Origin of the sequence: Micromonospora sp. RHAY321, from assembly GCF_023896955.1 — a bacterium.
GTDB lineage: Bacteria > Actinomycetota > Actinomycetes > Mycobacteriales > Micromonosporaceae > Micromonospora.
In genome coordinates this window covers 110188-127213 of sequence record NZ_JAMHIW010000006.1, presented here as the reverse complement: position 1 = coordinate 127213, position 17026 = coordinate 110188, and the positions used below count along the sequence as shown (strand labels likewise).

Below are 17026 nucleotides of genomic sequence, written 5' to 3'. Positions count from 1 at the left end.
GGTCAGGGGCCACGTCTAGCGTGACTGCCATGACGATGAACGCGATCAGCCGCTCTCAGATCTACGTCCTCGACCAGGACGAGGCGCTCGACTTCTACGTGAACAAGCTCGGCATGGAACTCAACACCGACCAGGACCTCGGCTTCATGCGGTGGCTGACGGTCAACCTGCCCGGCGACCCGGAGCGCGAGATCCTGTTGGAGAAGCCGGGCCCGCCGGCGATGGACCCGGCCACCGCGGCGACGGTCCGGGAGTTGCTCACCAAGGGGGCGCTGGGCGGCTCCCTCTTCATGACCACCGACGACGCCCACAAGACGTACGAGGAGCTGGTGGCCAGGGGGGTCGAGATCACCGACGAGCCGACCGAGCGCCCGTACGGGATCGACTTCGGCATCCGGGACCCGTTCGGCAACCGGATCCGCATCGGCCAGATGTTCCCCCGGGCCTGAGGGACCACCGATGAGCCAGGCGGTTCCGTTTCCCGGGGTCCGACCGGCCGTCGCCGGCCTGGACCGTGCGCTGCTGGCCGGCGGCGTGCTCGCTGGTCCGATCTTCGTCGGCTCGGCGCTGCTCCAGGGGCTGACCAGGGACGGCTTCGACTTCCGGCGGCATCCGGCCAGCGTGTTGAGCACCGGTGAGCTGGGCTGGATTCAGATCACCACATTCCTGGTCACCGGAGCGCTCTGCGTGCTGGCCGCCGGGGCGCTCCGGCGTTCCACCGACACCGGTTCGGCGTGGGTGCCCCGGCTGCTCGTCCTGTACGGGCTGGGCCTGGTGGGTGCGGCGATATTCAGCGCCGACCCGGCCGACGGGTTTCCCGTCGGCACGCCCCGGGGCGCCGGCCAGATCAGCTGGCACGGCGGCCTGCACTTCCTGGTGGCGGCGGTCGCCTTCGTCTCGCTGATCGTGGCGACGGTGGTCGCCGGCCGCCGGGCCGCGCGGCGTGGGGCGCGAGGTCGGGCCGGGTTCAGCCTGGCGACCGGGGCCTTCTTCGCGGTGGCCTGGGTGGCGCTGATGGTCCGCCCGGCTCCGGCCGTCATGGTGGCGTTCGGCCTGGCGGTGACGGTCGGTTGGCTGTGGGTGTCGGTCACCTTCGCTCAGGCGGCGTCCGGCCGGGTGGACTGAGCCGGCTGCCGTCAGACCGGGAGGCGCGGGGTCGACTCCGCGCCTCCCGTGTGCTGGGCTGGGGGACATGATCACCCGGTTGCTGTACCTGGCCCGGCACGGCGAGCAGGAGGACGCGGCGACCGAGTCGCCGGAGGCCGGCCTGTCGGAGCGGGGTCGGCGGCAGGCCAGGCTGCTCGGCGAGCGGCTGCGGGGCCGGCCGTTCACCGCCGTGCACCACGGGCCGCTGCGCCGGGCCGCGGAGACCGCCGAGCTGGTCGCCGCCTCACTGCCCGGCGTTCCGGTGTACGCCACGGAGCTGGCCGGTGACCACCTCCCCCACGACACGGAGCCCGCCGGCCTGCCTCCGGCGTACGCCCATTTCCTGGCCCAGTTCTCGGCGGCCGAACGGGTCGAGGGGCCACGGGTGACGGCGGAGGCGGTACGGCGGTTCGCCGGCCCGGTGGCCGAGGAAGCCGGGGGCGTGGGTGGCGCCGAACCGGTCCGCGAGCTGGTCGTGACGCACAGCTTCCTGATCGCCTGGCTGATCCGGCACGCCCTCGACGCGCCGGAGCAGCGGTGGCTGGGTTTGAACCAGCACAACGCGGGGCTGACCGTCATCCGGTACGGCCCGGCCGGCCCGCCGAACCTGGTCGCCGTCAACGACGTGGCGCACCTGCCGCCGGAGCTGCGCGGCACCGGCCTGCCCCCGGACTACCTGGTCTGAGCCGCGGGCGGTCAGCCGGTGGCCCGAAGCAGTAGCTCGACCAGCGCCCGGGTGGCCGGTGGCGGGGCGGGGTCGGCGGGGCAGTCGACGTACCCGGTCTCGACGGTGCCGACGGTCAGCCGGTAGCTGAACGCGTCCGCGCAGCCGGTCGAGGCGGTCGGGCGGCGGGCCTCGGCGGTCAGCCGGGGATCGGCGGCCAGTCCCCGCAGCCGACCGAGGTCCGCGGGGTCGAGCCGGCCGGTTCGTCGGCTGCCGGCCCGGTCCACCATCGTCCACCGGCCGTCGGGTTCGACGGTGACGGCGTCGCCGCGGCCGGCGAAGCCACCGGAGCGGAACAGCATCACGCGTCCGGTTGCGCCGTCGGTGGCCGTGGGGCCGGTCGGGGCGGGGACGCCCGGGGTGGCGGGCGCCGTGGTCGGCAGCGGTGTGGTGGCGGTCGAGGTCGGGCCGGCGGTTGCCGGGGGTCGGTCCGGGGTGCTGTCGGCCGGGTCGGCGGCGGTGCAGCCGGCCAGGGTGGCGGCCAGGAGGGCGATCATGACGCCGGTCGTCGAGGCGGGTCTCATGCCGCTCGGACGCGCGGCTCGTTTGGTCGGTTCCCTTGTCACACCCCTCATCCGAACGGCCACTGTCGATGTCTGCAAGCGGTCCAAGGCTTCTCTTTTCCTCGACACATAGTTATATCTACATGCGTGACTACCCCCGTCACAATCTTTCTCCTTTCAGGAGGGCACGTGAAACGACCACTCGCCGCCGTCAGCGCAGCGCTGCTCACCAGCGGCCTGCTGACCTGCGTCGCCACCTCGGCGCATGCGGCACCACCCACCGCCCCCGCGCCGGACGCCTCCGCCGCGGCCCGGGCGGCGACCGTCCTGCGAGCGAACCCCGGCGCCGTCCAGGGTTCCAGCGCGGAGTCCTACCAGGTGCACAGCACCAGGGTGGACGCCACCGGCGCGGCGCACACCCGCTACACCCGGACCTACCAGGGCCTGCGGGTGTACGGCGGTGACTTCGTCATCCACACCACGCCCAGCGGCACCTACGCCGGCAGCTCCGTCGGCCTGGCCGCACCGCTGACCCTGGGCACCACGGCCAAGGTCGCCGCCGCGGCGGCGAAGAAGACCGCCCGCGCAGGGTTCACCGGCACGGTCGAGGCCGTCGGCGCCCCGGAGCTGTTCGTCGACGCCAGCTCCGGCCAGGGCCGGCTGGCCTGGGAGACCGTGGTCAGCGGTTGGCAGCCCGACGGGCAGACCCCGTCCCGGCTGCACGTGATCACCGACGCCACCACCGGCGCGGCCGTGGGGTCATACGACGAGATCGAGGCGGTGAACGGCACCGGCAACAGCATCTACTCCGGCGCGGTCACCGTCGACACGACGCTCTCCGGCAGCACGTACCAGATGATCGACCCGTCGCACGGCAACGGCTCGACCTGCGACATGAACAACGGCACGTCGAGCTGCACCACCTTCACCGACGCGGACAACACCTGGGGCACCGGCGCCAGTTCCAACCGGCAGTCCGCCGCGGTGGACGCGCACTTCGGCGCCGCCAAGACGTTCGACTACTTCAAGAACACGCACGCCCGCAACGGCATCTTCGGCAACGGCACCGGCGTGCCGAGCCGGGTGCACTACGGCAACAACTACGTCAACGCCTTCTGGGACGGCTCCCGGATGACCTACGGCGACGGCTCGGGCAACTCCCGCCCGCTGGTCTCTCTCGACGTGGCCGCGCACGAGATGAGCCACGGCGTGACCGAGAACGTTGTTCCCGGCGGCCTGACCTACTCCGGTGAGTCCGGCGGCCTCAACGAGGCCACCAGCGACATCTTCGGCAACATGGTCGAGTTCTACGCCAACACCTCCGCCGACCCGGGTGACTACCAGGTCGGCGAGAAGATCAACATCAACGGCAACGGCACGCCGCTGCGCTACATGTACAACCCGTCGCTGGACGGCTCGTCCGACACCTGCTGGTCCACCAGCACCAAGAACAAGGACGTGCACTACTCCTCCGGAGTCGCCAACCACTTCTACTTCAACCTTGCCGAGGGCACCGGCGCCACCGCGTACGGCACCTCGCCGCTCTGCGGCTCCGCACCCGCGATGACCGGCATCGGCCGGGCCAAGGCGGAGAAGATCTGGTTCCGGGCGCTGGACATCTACTTCACGTCCAACACGTCGTACGTCAACACCAGCAACCCGGCGAACACCGCCCGGGCGTACAGCCTGCGGGCCGCCACCGACCTGTACGGCAGCTGCTCCACCGAGTACCGGGCCGTGCAGGCGGCCTGGACCGCGGTGAACGTGGCCGGCAACGACGCACCCTGCTCGACCGGCAACGACTTCTCGGTGTCGCTCTCGCCGACCGCCGGCTCGGTGAACCCGGGCGGCTCGGCCTCCACCACCGTGGCCACCGCGACCACCAGCGGTTCGGCGCAGACGGTGACGTTCTCCGCGTCCGGCCTGCCGAGCGGGGCGAGCGCCGCGTTCAGCCCCGCCTCGGTGACCTCGGGCGGCTCGTCCACCCTCACCATCAGCACCTCGGCCGGCACCCCGCCCGGCACCTACTCGGTCACCGTGAACGGCGCGGGCTCGGTCACCCGGAACGCGACGTACACGCTGACCGTGAACGGCACCGGGGGCGGGTGCACCGCGCCCGGCCAGAAGCTCGCCAACCCGGGCTTCGAGTCCGGCGCGACCGGCTGGACGGCCAGCTCCGGCGTGATCACCAACTCCAGCGGCCAGGCCGCCCGCACCGGGTCGTACAAGGCGTGGCTGAACGGGTACGGCACCACCCGCACCGACACGCTCGCCCAGTCGGTGAGCCTGCCGCCGGGTTGCTCGTCCTACACGGTCAGCTTCTGGCTGCACATCGACTCCGCCGAGACCACCACCAGCGTCGCGTACGACACGCTGCGCGTACAGGTGCTGAACTCGGGCGGGACGGTGCTGGCCACGCTGGCGACCTACTCGAACCTGAACAGGGCCACCGGCTACAGCCAGAAGTCCTTTTCGCTGGCCGCGTACGCCGGCCAGAGCGTCAGCCTGAGGTTCACCGGCACCGAGGACTCCTCGCTGCAGACGTCCTTCGTGGTCGACGACACCGCGGTCACCGTCTCCTGACCTGACCGATCGCCGACAGGACCCGGCGGCCACCCTCGACGGTGGTCGCCGGGTCCGCGCCGTTATGGTCGCGGCACCGGCGCACGCCGCGGGCGGGCCGGATCGGCGGCGTCGGACAGGTGACGCGGGAAGGGGTGGACGTGTCGGACGCGGAGTTGACCGTCGAGGTGAACGGACCGGTGGCGACGGTGGTCATCCACAACCCGGCTCGCCGCAACGCCATGACGGCGGCGATGTGGCGCCAGCTCCCCGAGCTGCTCGACCGGTTGGAGCCCGACCCCGACATTCGCGCGCTGGTGCTCACCGGTTCGGGCGACGCCTTCTGCGCCGGCGCCGACCTGGGCGACCTGGCCGAGCTGCTGGACGCCGGTGACGCCAGCATCGCGGTGGCCGCCGAGGAGCGGCTGGCCGGCTTCAGCAAGCCGACCGTAGCGGTCATCCGGGGCGCCTGCGTCGGGGGTGGCTGCCAGCTCGCGGTCGCCTGCGACCTGCGGATCGTCGCCGACGACGCCCGGTTCGGCGTACCGCCGGCCCGGCTCGGGCTGGTCTACCCGGCGCCGACCACCCGCCGGCTGGCCCGGCTGGTCGGCCCGTCCGCCGCCAAGCACCTGCTGTTCACCGCCGAGTTGATCGACACCGAGCGAGCGCTCCGGATCGGCCTGGTCGACGAGGTGCTGCCCGGTGACAGGCTCGGCGCGCGGGTGGACGACCTCACCGCGACGATCGCCCAGCGGTCGCCGCTGAGTGTCGCCGCCGCCAAGGAGATCGTCGACGACCGGGCCGGCCCGGCCCGGGTCGCCTGGTGGCACCGGAAGGTGGCGACCAGCGGCGAGGCCCGGGAGGGGGTGGCGGCGATTGCCGAGCGGAGGCCGCCCCGCTTCGCCTGGCGGCCTCCGGCCGGCGACTGATCCAGTCGCGGACGACCTCGTCAGCGGGTGGTCCGTATCGGGCCGGTTCGATACCCGGTTGGCGCGTGACCCTGGTGGTGCGGCAGGCTGTCCATCGTGCAGCGTGATCAGTTGCTTGCGGGCCGCTACCGGCTCCTGGAGCGCCTCGGCAGCGGCGGCATGTCCGCGGTCCACCGGGCGTACGACGAGGTGCTCGAACGGGATGTGGCGGTGAAGGTGCTCGTCGCCTCGGACGCCAGCGCCCGGCAACGGATCCGGGCCGAGGCCAAGGCGGCGGCCCGGCTGTCGCACCCGCACGTCACCAGCGTCTACGACTACGGCGAGTCGTCGTTCAACGGCTCGCACGTTCCGTTCGTGGTGATGGAACTGCTCGGCGGCCACACCCTCGAACAGCGGCTGGCGACCGGGCCGCTGCCGCCCCGCGCGGGCCTGCGGGTCTGCGCCGAGGTGGCGGCCGCCCTGGCTGCCGCGCACGCCCGAGGGCTGGTGCACCGGGACATCAAACCGGGCAACGTGATGCTCACCCCCACCGGCGTCAAGGTGCTCGACTTCGGCATCGCGGCGGCCGTCGGCGATTCGGAGATCGACTTCGAGGGGCGGCTGCTGGGCACACCGGCCTACCTCGCGCCCGAACGGCTGGAAGCCGGCGACGTGCTGCCGGCCTGCGACGTGTACGCGCTCGGCCTGCTCCTGCACCGGGTGCTGACCGGCCGGCTGCCCTGGCGTACCGAGGCGACGACCGGGATGCCGAGCGCACCCGCGCACGTCGAGCCGGACCCGCTGCCCGCGATCGACGGGGTGCCACCTGAGATCCAGCGGCTCTACCGCTGGTGTCTGGCTCACGACCCTGCCGACCGCCCCCCGGCCGCCGAGGCGGCCCGCATCCTGCTCACGGCGGGCGAGGCGGCCGCCGTCGCGAGCGGATCGACGGCGGCCGGCGCCGAAGCGGCCGGCGCCGAAGTGATCGGCGGCGCGTGTGAACCGGCTCAGGTCCGGGCCGAGGCGGTTGCCGACGTGGACGGACCGAGCCCGCCGCCGTCCGGTGAGAACGCGGACGTGCCGACCGCCCGGTCGGCCGGACCGGTGGGTGGTGCCGTGCGGCGGGAATCGTGGCGTCGACGGCGAGCCGTCCTGGCGGTCGGCGGCGCGGTGGTCGCCGCGGTGGCGATGGGCGGGTCACTCGGCGACCCCGGCGGCCGGCGACAGGAATCGGGCGCGCCCCGCACCGGCACCGGGCCGGACGGCACGACCACGGTCGGGCTGCCACGTACCGCCGAGCAGATCGAGCCCGCCGAGCCGATCGAGCCCGCCGTTCCCCGCCCGCCCGCCGTCGCGCCGACCGGCACACCGACGGGTCCGGCGGGCACACGGTCCCCGAGTCCGGCCACCAGCACCTCCGCGCCGGCCCCGACCGGAGCCCCGCCGCCCGCTCCGGGACCGGGCGTGCCGGTGGACGCCCGGGGCGGGACGGTGACCGTTCGCTGCCTCGGGGGGTCGGCCGAGGTGCTGGCGGTGACGCCCGCCGCCGGCTACCGGGCGGAGGCGTACGACCAGGGCCCGGCGAAGCAGATCCGCGTCGAGTTGACCTCCGCCGAGCACCGCAGCGAGATCCGGGTGCACTGCGCCAACGGGCGCCCGAAGCCGAACGTCAAGGAGCGCACCGGTTGACCGGGGGGCCGGCGGGTGCCGCGCCGGGGCGTACCCCGACGCGGCCCCCCGTTCCCGCCGGCCGGTCCGTCACCGCCCGGCCAGTGCCGCCCAGCCCGGGTTCACCGGCTCCCGGCGCAGCGGCATGCCCGCCTCGGCCGGCGTGCGGTCGCCCTTGCGCTGGTTGCAGCCGTAGCAGGCGGCGGTGGTGTTACGCCAGGTGTTCCGGCCGCCGCGCGAGCGGGGCAGGATGTGGTCGATGGTGGACGCCGAGCCGCCGCAGTAGGCGCAGCACCGGTCGTCGCGGCGCAACACCCCGGCCCGGGACCAGGCCGGCCCGGAGCTGAACCGCCACCGGGTGACCACGTAGCGGACGAGCCGCACCACCCGGGGCATCGGGAAGACCCCGATCACCTGGTCCGGCTCCGCCTCGTGGATCTCGGCCACCCGGCGGCAGAGCATCCGGACGGCGTGCTGAACGGTGACCCGGTGCAGCGGGCCGAGGTCGGCGTTGATGACGAGGACGGCGTCCACCGGGATCTCCCTCCAGGGCAGTGACGGACGAGTTGCTCCGGACAGCGAAGAGCCGCCCGGTCCGGCTGTCGGACGGGCGGCTCGGCGCGTACGGACACGCGTCAGTCGGGCCGGCCCGCCCGGGGACCTTCCGCTCGGCAACCGTCGCCGGGCAGCACAGATGGCACGGTGGTGACGTGCGACATCGTCATGATCTGCTCCCGCGGCGGTGGTTGACCTTGCGCGCTCACGGTAGGTCCGCACCGGAGAGGTGGGCAACGTATTTCGATCGCCCGTCCGGCTCGTCCGGGCGGCGCTGACGGCTCCTCCGGCTGGTGGTTCCGGCCGCCTGCCGGGCGGTGGCCAGCGGGCGGTCCACCCGCACGGCCATCCGCGCGGCGAGTTCGCTGTCCAGCAGCGGCCGGTTGACCTCGCCGGCGACCGCCAGAGCGGGCCCGGAGACCGACCGCCAGATGGCGGCCAGCCCGGCACCGAGTCCCAGCAGGGCGACGGTGGCTCGGGTCGCCGGCGAGCCGGACGCCGCGGCGGCACTCACCCCGACCACCGCGAAGAGCACCACCAGCAGGGGCACCAGCACCGGCCAGAAGATGCCCCGGGCCGCCTGCGCCACCAACCGGCGATCTCGGATGATCAGGTTCCGGGCGACCACCGCGTAGTCCTCCTCGTCGAGCAGGTCGCGCGGATGCAGGCCGCCGGTGAGCACGCCACGCCACAGGTCGCCCTGGTTGCGCAGCTCCCGGGCCAGCTCGGCGAGGGCGGGTTCGGTCGGGTCGCCCCGGCCCGCCTTCTCCACGGCGGTCGCCCAGGTGGTCAGCGAGCGGCGCACCACCGCCGCGGAGTACGGCGGCAGGACACTGGCCAGCTCCTCCAGCCACCGGCTGATCTCGATCTGCCGCCCGCCGAAGCGCCGCGCCAGTTGGGCGGCGTCACCGGATCGGACGGTGTCGGCCAGCGACCGGCCGAGCCGGTAGGCGAGCCCGATCCGGTGGTTGGTGGCCATCGCCCAGCGCAGGACCTCCATGTTGAGGTCGTCGAGGGCGAGCAGCAGCGGGCCCGGGTCGGCGGGGCCGGGTCGGTCCAGGTCGGGTAGTCGTTCCCGGGAGGCCGAGGTGTCCGGCAGTGGCCCGGTGTGCCGGGTCAGCTCGGCGATCTGGCCCAGCGCGACGTCCACTCCGTCGAGGTACATCCGCATCCGCCGGGGCGCGGACATCTCGGTGAAGTTGGAGAGCTTGGCCGGTGGGCCGGGCGAACGGGCGTCGGCGGCTAGGCCGAGTTCGGCGTGCTGGCCGTGGTGGTACGCGTCCGCCATCCACCAGCCCAGCCGCAGGGCGGTGACGATGCAGGCGCGCTCGTCGCGGATCAGGGGGTACGCGTCGTCCCGGCCGATCTCCTCGACCGGTGGCCCGCTCTGCGCGCCGGCGCGGTGCAGTGGCGACATCTCCCGCTGCCTCCCGCCCGGTCGATCGACGGATGATCAACCGAGCGTACGGCAGCGTATTGTCCCTTATGGCAGTTTTGATGGTTTTTCGTGGTGAGGTCGGCCCCGCCCGGCCAGCAGGCCCCGAGGCCGGATCGAGCGCACCGGCTCGGCCGCGCCGCCCTCGGCACGCAGGATGTGGTTCGCGGCGATGATGCCGGTCGCCGCGGAGCGTTCCATCAGGGCGCTCGGGAAGTCCGTGGCGATCCCGTCCCCGGCCAGGTAGAGGCCGCTCGCGTCGGTGCGTACCCCCGGTCGCCAGGCGTGGCTGCCCGGGGTGAACGCCGGCGCCTGCGCCTCCACCCGCGCCCGCAGCTCGCGCACCCGCAGGCCGGCGGCCTCCGGCCAGAGCGTCACCAGCTCGCGGCGCATCCGCTCGGCCAGCTCCTCCGCCGGCAACCCCGGCTCACAGGCGTACGCGTGCAACTCGACGACCGACCCGCCGGTCCGCCGCGCCCAGCGCCGTGACTCGTTCTCCAGCCGGTGGTAGAGCGTCACCGAATCCAGCGTGGGCTGCCTCGACACCCCGCTGAACACCGCCCGCTCGGCGGCCACGTCCCCGTCGCACCAGTACCGCGCCACCGCGTACGGCGGCCCGGGCGTGCCGAAGGCGGGCATCCGCGCGACCAGCTCCGGTGCGTGCGCGGCCAGGTCGGGGGATGCCCCGACCAGCGCGGCGAGCGCCGGTGGATCCACGGCCAGCACCACATGGCCCGCCGGGTGGCTGCCGCCGTCAGCGGTCGTCACCCGCCAGCCGCCGCCGTCACGGTGCACCCCGGTCGCGGCGGCCCCGGTGAGCACCGTGCCGCCGTGCTTCTCCACGTGCCGGGTCAGCGGCTCCCAGATGGCCGAGCCGTAGTCCTCGTCGGGGCAGTCGAAGGCCAGCCCCTCCGGGTTGCCGAGCAGGTAGAAGTGGAACTGGGCGACCATCTCGGCGGCCGACATCTCCGCCTCGTGGTTGAAGAACGAGTGTGAGAAGACCTCGAACAGCATCGCCCGGGCGCGGTCCGGCAGCCGCAGCGAGGCCAGCAGCTCGTCGGCGGTGCGGTCGTCCAGCTCGGCGTAGGTGCGGACCGGGTCGTAGGTGAGCAGCGGCAGCGCGGCGTCCCGGTCCATCGACCTCAGGTCAGCCAGGCGCAGGCTGGGGCTGCGCAGCAGCAGCGCGAGCAGGTTCGCCGGCGGTGCGGGCGGCAGCTTGCCGAACTCCTCGGTCGGCCACTGTGCACTGAGGATCGGGTAGCCGGGGATCGCCGTGAGGAAGCCCAGATCGGGGTCGATCCGGCGCAGGATCGACCGCCAGTTGTAGTACTGCCGGAAGAACGCGTGGAAGCCGTGCTCGTTCTGCTGGGTGCCGTCGGCGAGGGTCTCCGGCCAGGCGCCCAGCCGGCCGCCGAGGGTGGGCGCGGCCTCCAGCACCGTCACCGCCACGCCGCGCTCGGCCAGCACCACGGCCGCCGACATGCCGGCGATGCCGCCACCCACCACCACCGCCGCGACCGGTCCCGGCACGCGGTCGGCGCCACCGCCGCCCGGGTCCACCTGGTGCTGCCGTACGCCGATGAGCCGCCCCACCACTTGCGACAGTGCCATGAGCATCTCCCCAGGGCTGACGGAGTCTCCAGTCTGCCGCACCGGCCGGTCAGTCGAGCGGTAGGCAGCGGCGGGCCCGGTCGGAGGCGGGCCAGACGTACTCCAGGTCCTCCGGGACGTCGTCGCCGAAGATCGGGCGGTAGTGCCCGGGGTCCTTGCGCAGCAGCGACGACCGGTGGCTCAGGTGCAGGTCGTCGCGGCCCAGCCAGGGCGGCAGCTCGCCGGCCTCGGCCAGCTCGGTCTGGGTACGCACGACGCCGGCTCCGCAGGCCGCGGCGAGGTCGATGGTCATCGTGGCGGCGCAGGTGTCGGCCCGCCCCGGCTCGGTCCAGACCGCGCACATGTCCAGCCCGTAGCGGGTCAGCGCCTCCTCGTACCCGGCCCACATCTTCACCGCCGGGTGGTTGCGCCAGCCGTACCCCGGCCGGGTGAGCCCGCGCAGCACCTGGATGGCCTCCACCCGCTGCTTGCCCAGCCGCTTCTGGTCCAGCGTCCGGGCGCTGGCCAGGAAGTCCGGGTACGGGAGGAAGGTCTGCATGCCGCTGCTCTACCCGCCGCCCGGGGTGGCATGCCTGGCCGGGGATGATCCGGACGGGGTCGCCCACCGTGGTGGTGCTGACTACGATCCGGGCATGGCGGAGCCGTGGCGGGACCGGGCGCGACGGGCGGTCGAGTGGAACTGGCGGCTGCGCTCCGCCGGTGACCCGCGACCCCACTACGTGATCTGCGGTCGGGATGCGCTCGCCTACTACGTGGCCCGGGCGATGCTCGAATCCGACCTGCCGGCCGGCGGGGCGCGGGTGACCGTGGTGGTGCCGGAGCGTTACCGCAGCAACGGGCCGGACGTGGCCGGGCTGCGCGGGGTCCGGGTGGTCCGTTCGGACCGGCTGGACGTGGCGACCTTCGAGGCCGCCGGGCTGGCCGGTGCGACGGGGTTGGCCCTGCTGCACCAGGACGATGTCGGCAACCTGCACGCGGCGCTCTGCGCGCAGGCCGTCGACCAGCGGGTCCGTCAGGTGCTGCGGATGTTCAACGGCACGCTCGCCGACGGCGTGCGCAAGCTGCTCAAGGCGCCGGTCGAGGTCCTCTCCGACGCCGAGATGGCCGCGCCGGCGTTCGTGGCCGCCGCGCTCGGCGAGGTCGACCCGAGTTCCTTCCAGCACCGGGACAAGACGCTGCGGGTGGCCCGGCTCGGCGACGTCCGGCCGCAGGACGTGGTCTGCGCGCTGGCGTACTTCACCGAGCAGCAGGGGGTGGAGCTGTTGCCGGCCGACCAGGCCGGCGCCGACCTGGTGCTGGCCGAGGCGACCGGGCAGCCGCCGGGCACGGAGGTCGCCGCCCGCCGGCTGGTCCGGGCGCGACGGCGCCGCCGTCCGATGGCGGTGCTGCTGCGCGCGGTACGCGGCTTCGCCACCCGCAAGATCGGCATCGCGGTGATGCTGGTGCTCGCGGTGATCGCGGTGCTCGGCGCGTTGATCTCAAGGGCCGAGGGCGTCTCCCCGGCCGAGGCGCTCTACCTGACGCTGGTCACCACCCTCAGCGGCGCCGACCCGGACACCGCCAAGGCGGCCGACGCGCAGATCATGCAGGTGGTGCTCAACCTGGCCGGGTTGGCGCTGATCCCGCTGATCACGGCGGTCGTGGTGGACGGCATCGTCAACGCGCGGCTGGCCCTGCACACCGGCCGGCTGCAGCCCTCCCGGGAGGGCCACTTCGTGGTGGTCGGCCTCGGCAACGTGGGCACCCGGGTGATGGCCCAGCTCCGCGAGTACGACGTCGAGGTCGTGGCGATCGACAAGGACCCGGAGCCGCGGGGCGCCACCCTGGCCCGCCAGTTGGAGGTGCCGCTGATCGTCGGGGACGCGGCGCTGCCCGAGACCCTGGCCGCGGCGTCCGTGGCGAACTGCCAGGCGCTGGTGGTGGCGTCGACCGACGACGTGGCCAACCTGGAGGCGGCGTTGGCCGCCCGGGACCTCCGCGACGACCTGCGGGTGGTGCTGCGGCTCTTCGACGGTGACTTCGCCGAACGGGTGGAGGAGACCTTCGCCCTCGGAGTGTCCCGCTCGGTGTCCTACCTCGCGGCCCCGGCCTTCATCGGAGCCCTCACCGAACGCGCCGTGATCACCACCATCCCCGTCGACCGGCACGCGCTGCCGGTCGCCGAGGTGCCGGTCGCCCCCGGCTCCGAGCTGGACGGCCGGCCGCTCGACGTGGTCAACCGGGACGGGCAGGTCCGCCTGATCGCCCGGACCCCGGCCGGCGGCGCCAGGACCATCTGGTGGAAGGACCTCGACCCCCGACAGGTGATCTTCGCGGGCGACCGGCTCACCGTGGTCGCCCGCCGGCGCGGGTTGGACTGGCTGACCAGGCAGTGCGCCCCGCCCGCCCGTACCGGCTCGGTGCCCCGGCCGGCCGGGGCCGTCCTCGGTGAGCCGCCGACGGTGCCGAGGCCGGTGCCGGCGGACTGGGAGGTCGCCGCCTCCGCTCCCGGCGCGGCTCATCCGGTGCGGACTCCGGTGCCGTCACCGAGCCCGCTGCCGCAGGAGGTGCCAGGCAGCGCCGACGGCGAGCACGCCGAAGCCCGCGAGGACGCTGCCGAGTGGCAGGTTGACCGCCAACAGGAGGCAACCGGCCAGCCCCAGCCCGGCGAGCACCTGAACCGGTAGTCTCCGCCCCGACTCCCGGCCCAGTGTCAGCGCCGCCGCGTTGGTGATCGCGTAGTAGACGAGCACCGTGCAACTGGAGAAGCCGATGGCGTCCCGCACATCGCCGAGCAGCACCACCACGATCACCACGGCGGCCACCGCCACCTCGGCACGGTGCGGCACCTGGTACACCGGGTGCACGGCGGCCAGCGCGCCCGGCAGGTCGCGGCGGCGGGCCATCGCCAGCGTGGTCCGGCCGACCCCGGCGACCAGGGACAGCAGCACCCCGATCACCGCGATCGTGGCCCCGGCGCGGACCACCCAGGCCAGGCCGGGTTGCCCGGCGACGGTCACCACGTCGACCAGGGGCGCGGCGGAACCGGCCAGCCGGTCGGCGCCCAGTACGCCGAGCGTGACCACGGCCAGCACCAGGTAGATCGCGAGCACCACGCCGAGCGCCAGCGGTACCGCGCGGGGGATGGTCCGTTGCGGATCGCGGACCTCCTCGCCGAGGGTGGCGATCCGGGCGTACCCGGCGAAGGCGAAGAAGAGCAGCCCGGCGGCGGTGAGCACGCCCCGGCCGGAGCCACCCGGGTCGCCGAGCCGGTCCAGGCTCAGGTCGCCACCGGCGACGCCGACGACCGCGACCAGGGCCAGCACCGCGAGCACCAGCGCGACCAGGCCCCTGGTCACGGTGACCGTCTTGCCGATGCCGCGCAGGTTCACCGCGGTCACCGCGAGCACCGCGCCGACCGCGACCAGCCGGGCCTGACCCGGCCACAGGTACGCCCCGATGGTCAGGGCCATCGCCGCGCAGCTCGCGGTCTTGCCCACCACGAAGCCCCAGCCGGCGAGGAAGCCGGCGAACGGTCCGAGGCGCTCGCGCCCGTAGACGTAGGTGCCGCCGGATTCCGGGTAGCGGGCCGCCAGCCGGGCCGAACTGGTCGCGTTGCAGTACGCGATGAAGCCGGCCAGCACCAGGGCGGGCAGCAGGCCGGCACCGCCGGCCGCCGCGGCGGCGGGGCCGAAGACCACGAAGACGCCCGCGCCGAGCATCGAGCCCAGACCGATGATCACCGCATCGGGTACGCCGAGCCGCCGAGCCAGTTGGTTCACACGCCGCACCCTAGGGGGACGAGGTGAACGGCCGGTCCCATTCACGGAGCCGGCCGGGTAGCGGCAGGTCGTCCCACGGCATCCGGTGCAGCAGCCGGTCCAGCAACAGCCCGAGCAGCAGCCCGGCCACCGAGTCGGTCAACCAGTGCCAGCCCAGGTAGGTGGTGGTGGTGAGCACCACCAGGGGTGGCACCACCCGGACCACGGTGACCAGCCGGGCCGGCAGTTGCCGGCCGAAGCTGCGCGCCAGCGGGGCGAGCAGCAGCGCGATGACGCCGTACCAGACGATCGCGTTGGCGACGTGCCCCGACGGGTAGGACTGGGCGAAACGGACGGGCAGGTCGTCGTGGAACAGCGGCAGCGTCTGCTCGGGCGGCAGGAAGGGCTCCTTGACGCTCGCGCTCGGCGCCGCCCGGGCGGTCCACACCTTGAGTGGGCCGATGGTCAGATAGGTCAGCACGAACCCGCCCACGGGCGGCAGGATCGGACGCACCGACCGGAGCCGGACGGCCAGCAGCACGCCCAGCCCGGCGGCGATCAGGGTGAGCGGGGTGCCCTGGCCGAGCAGGTTCAGCACCCGGGCCACCCAGTACGCGACTGCGGGCCTGTGCCCGTCGGCCCAGTCCGCCACCGCCCGGTCCAGCCCGAAGAGCTGGTCCGCGGCGAGCGCCACGGTCAGCCCGACCAGGACCGCCAGCAGCAGGGCATCGAACCACCAGCCAGCCGGCCGGACCGGCCGTAGCCGCAGGTCACGTCGTACCGCCGTGGCTTTGAGCACGGGACCACGCTACCGGCCCCGGTCGAGGCAGGGATGTCCGGCGTTGTGTGCCCAGCCACGATGGGAGGCGGATGCGGGGGGCGACCAGTCATGCTTGTGCCCGTGCGGATCACGTCTGCCCTCGTGGACCCGGCGCTGCTCGACCTGCCCTGGTCGACACCGCTGGAGGAGTGGCCTGCCCAGCACCTGGTGGCTCTGCCGCAGGGCATCTCCCGACACATCGTCCGGTTCGTCCGGCTGGGTGACTACGTCTACGCGTTCAAGGAGACCCGCGAGCGGATCGCCGAACGGGAGTACGACCTGCTCCGGGCCCTGGAGCGGATCGACTTCCCGTCGGTCGAGGCGGTGGCGGTCGTCGCCGACCGGCAGACCGAGGACGGGGAAGCCCTCGAATCGGTGCTGATCACCCGGCACCTGCAGTTCTCGCTGCCCTACCGGGCGCTCTTCTCGCACACCCTGCGACCGGAGACGATGAGCCGGCTGCTCGACGCGCTGGCCGCGTTGATCGTGCGGATGCACCTGACCGGCTTCTTCTGGGGCGACTGCTCGCTGTCCAACACGCTGTTCCGACGGGATGCCGGCGCCTTCGCCGCGTACCTGGTGGACGCCGAGACGGGCGCGTTGCACAACTCGCTCTCCAACGGCCAGCGCGGCGAGGACCTGGAGATCGCGCGGGTCAACATCTTCGGTGAGGCGCTGGACCTGCAGGCCGCCGGCCTGCTGCACGAGTCCATCGACCCGGAGGTGGTCTGCGAGGAGGTCGTGCAGCGCTACGAGCGGCTCTGGCACGAGATCACCTACGAGCAGGCGGTCGAGCGGGAGGCCCGGCACGACATCGAGGGCCGGATCCGCCGCCTCAACGACCTGGGCTTCGACGTGGCCGAGGTGGCCATGTCGACCATCGACAACGGGCGTTACCTGATCCGGCCGAAGGTGGTCGACGCCGGCTACCACACCCGGCGGTTGCTGCGGCTGACCGGCCTGGACGCCGAGGAGAACCAGGCCCGCAAGCTGCTCAACGACCTGGACGCGTACCGGGCCGAGAGCGACCTGACCGACGAGCAGCAGGCGGCGCACCGCTGGCTCACCGAGGTCTTCGAGCCGGTGGTCCGGGCCGTTCCCGCGCACCTGCGCCGCAAGCTGGAGCCGCAGGAGTTGTTCGCGCAGATCATCGAGCACAAGTGGCTGCTCTCCGAGCGGGCCGGCCGCGACGTCGGCATGCGTCACGCGGTCCACTCGTACCTGGCCGACGTGCTGGTGCACCGCCCCGACGAGCAGGCCGTGCTCGGCGTCGAGGTCCCCACCGCCGGCTGACCCGGGCGTCGCGGTGCCTGCCCGGGCCGGCGCGCCCTGCGCCCGCCGCCCTCCCGACCCC

General features: G+C 73.6%; 14 protein-coding genes and 1 pseudogene. 8 read left to right on the top strand and 7 right to left on the bottom strand.

Features of this window, described 5'->3' with window-relative positions; genetic code table 11:
- Positions 1 to 29 precede the first annotated feature (29 nt).
- The 3 genes from M8C17_RS16090 (at position 30) to M8C17_RS16080 (ending at position 1831) form a co-directional block, all read left to right on the top strand.
- Positions 30 to 449 (top strand): VOC family protein, encoded by a 420-nt coding sequence (locus M8C17_RS16090; RefSeq protein WP_252417271.1) that lies wholly within the window; start codon positions 30 to 32, stop codon positions 447 to 449.
- A 10-nt stretch (positions 450 to 459) separates the two neighbouring features.
- Positions 460 to 1125, top strand: coding sequence for a DUF998 domain-containing protein (locus tag M8C17_RS16085; protein ID WP_252417270.1), 666 nt, complete (start codon positions 460 to 462; stop codon positions 1123 to 1125).
- Between the two features lie 67 nt (positions 1126 to 1192).
- A complete protein-coding gene (locus M8C17_RS16080; RefSeq protein ID WP_252417269.1) occupies positions 1193 to 1831 on the top strand; it encodes a histidine phosphatase family protein in 639 nt (212 codons plus the stop codon).
- An 11-nt stretch (positions 1832 to 1842) separates the two neighbouring features.
- Here M8C17_RS16080 and M8C17_RS16075 read toward each other — a convergent pair whose 3' ends face one another.
- The gene (locus tag M8C17_RS16075; RefSeq protein WP_252417268.1) at positions 1843 to 2367 is read right to left on the bottom strand and encodes a protealysin inhibitor emfourin; all 525 of its coding nucleotides are present in this window, start codon (positions 2365 to 2367) and stop codon (positions 1843 to 1845) included.
- A gap of 195 nt (positions 2368 to 2562) precedes the next feature.
- On the opposite strand from M8C17_RS16075, the gene M8C17_RS16070 reads away from it, so the two are divergent.
- The 3 genes from M8C17_RS16070 (at position 2563) to M8C17_RS16060 (ending at position 7532) form a co-directional block, all read left to right on the top strand.
- Positions 2563 to 4956: a M4 family metallopeptidase gene (locus tag M8C17_RS16070; protein WP_252417267.1), complete on the top strand. Its 2394-nt coding sequence runs from the start codon at positions 2563 to 2565 to the stop codon at positions 4954 to 4956.
- Between the two features lie 140 nt (positions 4957 to 5096).
- Positions 5097 to 5864, top strand: coding sequence for an enoyl-CoA hydratase/isomerase family protein (locus M8C17_RS16065; RefSeq protein ID WP_252417266.1), 768 nt, complete (start codon positions 5097 to 5099; stop codon positions 5862 to 5864).
- A 96-nt stretch (positions 5865 to 5960) separates the two neighbouring features.
- Positions 5961 to 7532, top strand: coding sequence for a serine/threonine-protein kinase (locus tag M8C17_RS16060; protein ID WP_252417265.1), 1572 nt, complete (start codon positions 5961 to 5963; stop codon positions 7530 to 7532).
- Between the two features lie 69 nt (positions 7533 to 7601).
- On the opposite strand, the gene M8C17_RS16055 is transcribed toward M8C17_RS16060, so the two are convergent.
- From M8C17_RS16055 to M8C17_RS16040, 4 genes are all read right to left on the bottom strand, one after another.
- On the bottom strand, positions 7602 to 8045 hold the full coding sequence (locus M8C17_RS16055; protein ID WP_252417264.1) for an HNH endonuclease: 444 nt from the start codon (positions 8043 to 8045) through the stop codon (positions 7602 to 7604).
- Positions 8046 to 8271: 226 nt separating this feature from the next.
- Positions 8272 to 9483 (bottom strand): hypothetical protein, encoded by a 1212-nt coding sequence (locus tag M8C17_RS16050; protein ID WP_252417263.1) that lies wholly within the window; start codon positions 9481 to 9483, stop codon positions 8272 to 8274.
- A 66-nt stretch (positions 9484 to 9549) separates the two neighbouring features.
- Positions 9550 to 11112 (bottom strand): FAD-dependent oxidoreductase, encoded by a 1563-nt coding sequence (locus tag M8C17_RS16045; protein WP_252417262.1) that lies wholly within the window; start codon positions 11110 to 11112, stop codon positions 9550 to 9552.
- Positions 11113 to 11161: 49 nt separating this feature from the next.
- Entirely contained in the window at positions 11162 to 11650 is a 489-nt protein-coding gene (locus M8C17_RS16040) for an MSMEG_6728 family protein (protein WP_252417261.1), read from the bottom strand.
- Between the two features lie 94 nt (positions 11651 to 11744).
- On the opposite strand from M8C17_RS16040, the pseudogene M8C17_RS16035 reads away from it, so the two are divergent.
- Positions 11745 to 13712 (top strand): annotated as a pseudogene (locus M8C17_RS16035) (TrkA family potassium uptake protein); the annotation flags it as partial.
- Here the strand turns inward: M8C17_RS16035 and M8C17_RS16030 are convergent.
- Both M8C17_RS16030 and M8C17_RS16025 read right to left on the bottom strand, forming a co-directional pair.
- The gene (locus tag M8C17_RS16030) at positions 13635 to 14873 is read right to left on the bottom strand and encodes an APC family permease (protein ID WP_308209443.1); all 1239 of its coding nucleotides are present in this window, start codon (positions 14871 to 14873) and stop codon (positions 13635 to 13637) included. The pseudogene M8C17_RS16035 and the gene M8C17_RS16030 overlap by 78 nt on opposite strands.
- A 10-nt stretch (positions 14874 to 14883) precedes the next feature.
- Positions 14884 to 15621, bottom strand: coding sequence for a phosphatase PAP2 family protein (locus M8C17_RS16025; RefSeq protein WP_252417477.1), 738 nt, complete (start codon positions 15619 to 15621; stop codon positions 14884 to 14886).
- Positions 15622 to 15753: 132 nt separating this feature from the next.
- Here M8C17_RS16025 and M8C17_RS16020 point away from each other — a divergent pair, with 132 nt between their 5' ends.
- Positions 15754 to 16965, top strand: a complete 1212-nt coding sequence (locus M8C17_RS16020; RefSeq protein WP_374558480.1) for a DUF4032 domain-containing protein — start codon at positions 15754 to 15756, stop codon at positions 16963 to 16965.
- Positions 16966 to 17026: the final 61 nt, after the last annotated feature.

Excerpts from the sequence above, each read along its gene's own strand:
- M8C17_RS16090 (WP_252417271.1), top strand. The coding sequence starts at position 30 with ATGACGATGAACGCGATCAGCCGCTCTCAGATCTACGTCCTCGACCAG.
- M8C17_RS16085 (WP_252417270.1), top strand. The coding sequence starts at position 460 with ATGAGCCAGGCGGTTCCGTTTCCCGGGGTCCGACCGGCCGTCGCCGGC.
- M8C17_RS16080 (WP_252417269.1), top strand. The coding sequence starts at position 1,193 with ATGATCACCCGGTTGCTGTACCTGGCCCGGCACGGCGAGCAGGAGGAC.
- M8C17_RS16075 (WP_252417268.1), bottom strand. The coding sequence starts at position 2,367 with ATGATCGCCCTCCTGGCCGCCACCCTGGCCGGCTGCACCGCCGCCGAC.
- M8C17_RS16050 (WP_252417263.1), bottom strand. The coding sequence starts at position 9,483 with ATGTCGCCACTGCACCGCGCCGGCGCGCAGAGCGGGCCACCGGTCGAG.
- M8C17_RS16045 (WP_252417262.1), bottom strand. The coding sequence starts at position 11,112 with ATGGCACTGTCGCAAGTGGTGGGGCGGCTCATCGGCGTACGGCAGCAC.
- M8C17_RS16040 (WP_252417261.1), bottom strand. The coding sequence starts at position 11,650 with ATGCAGACCTTCCTCCCGTACCCGGACTTCCTGGCCAGCGCCCGGACG.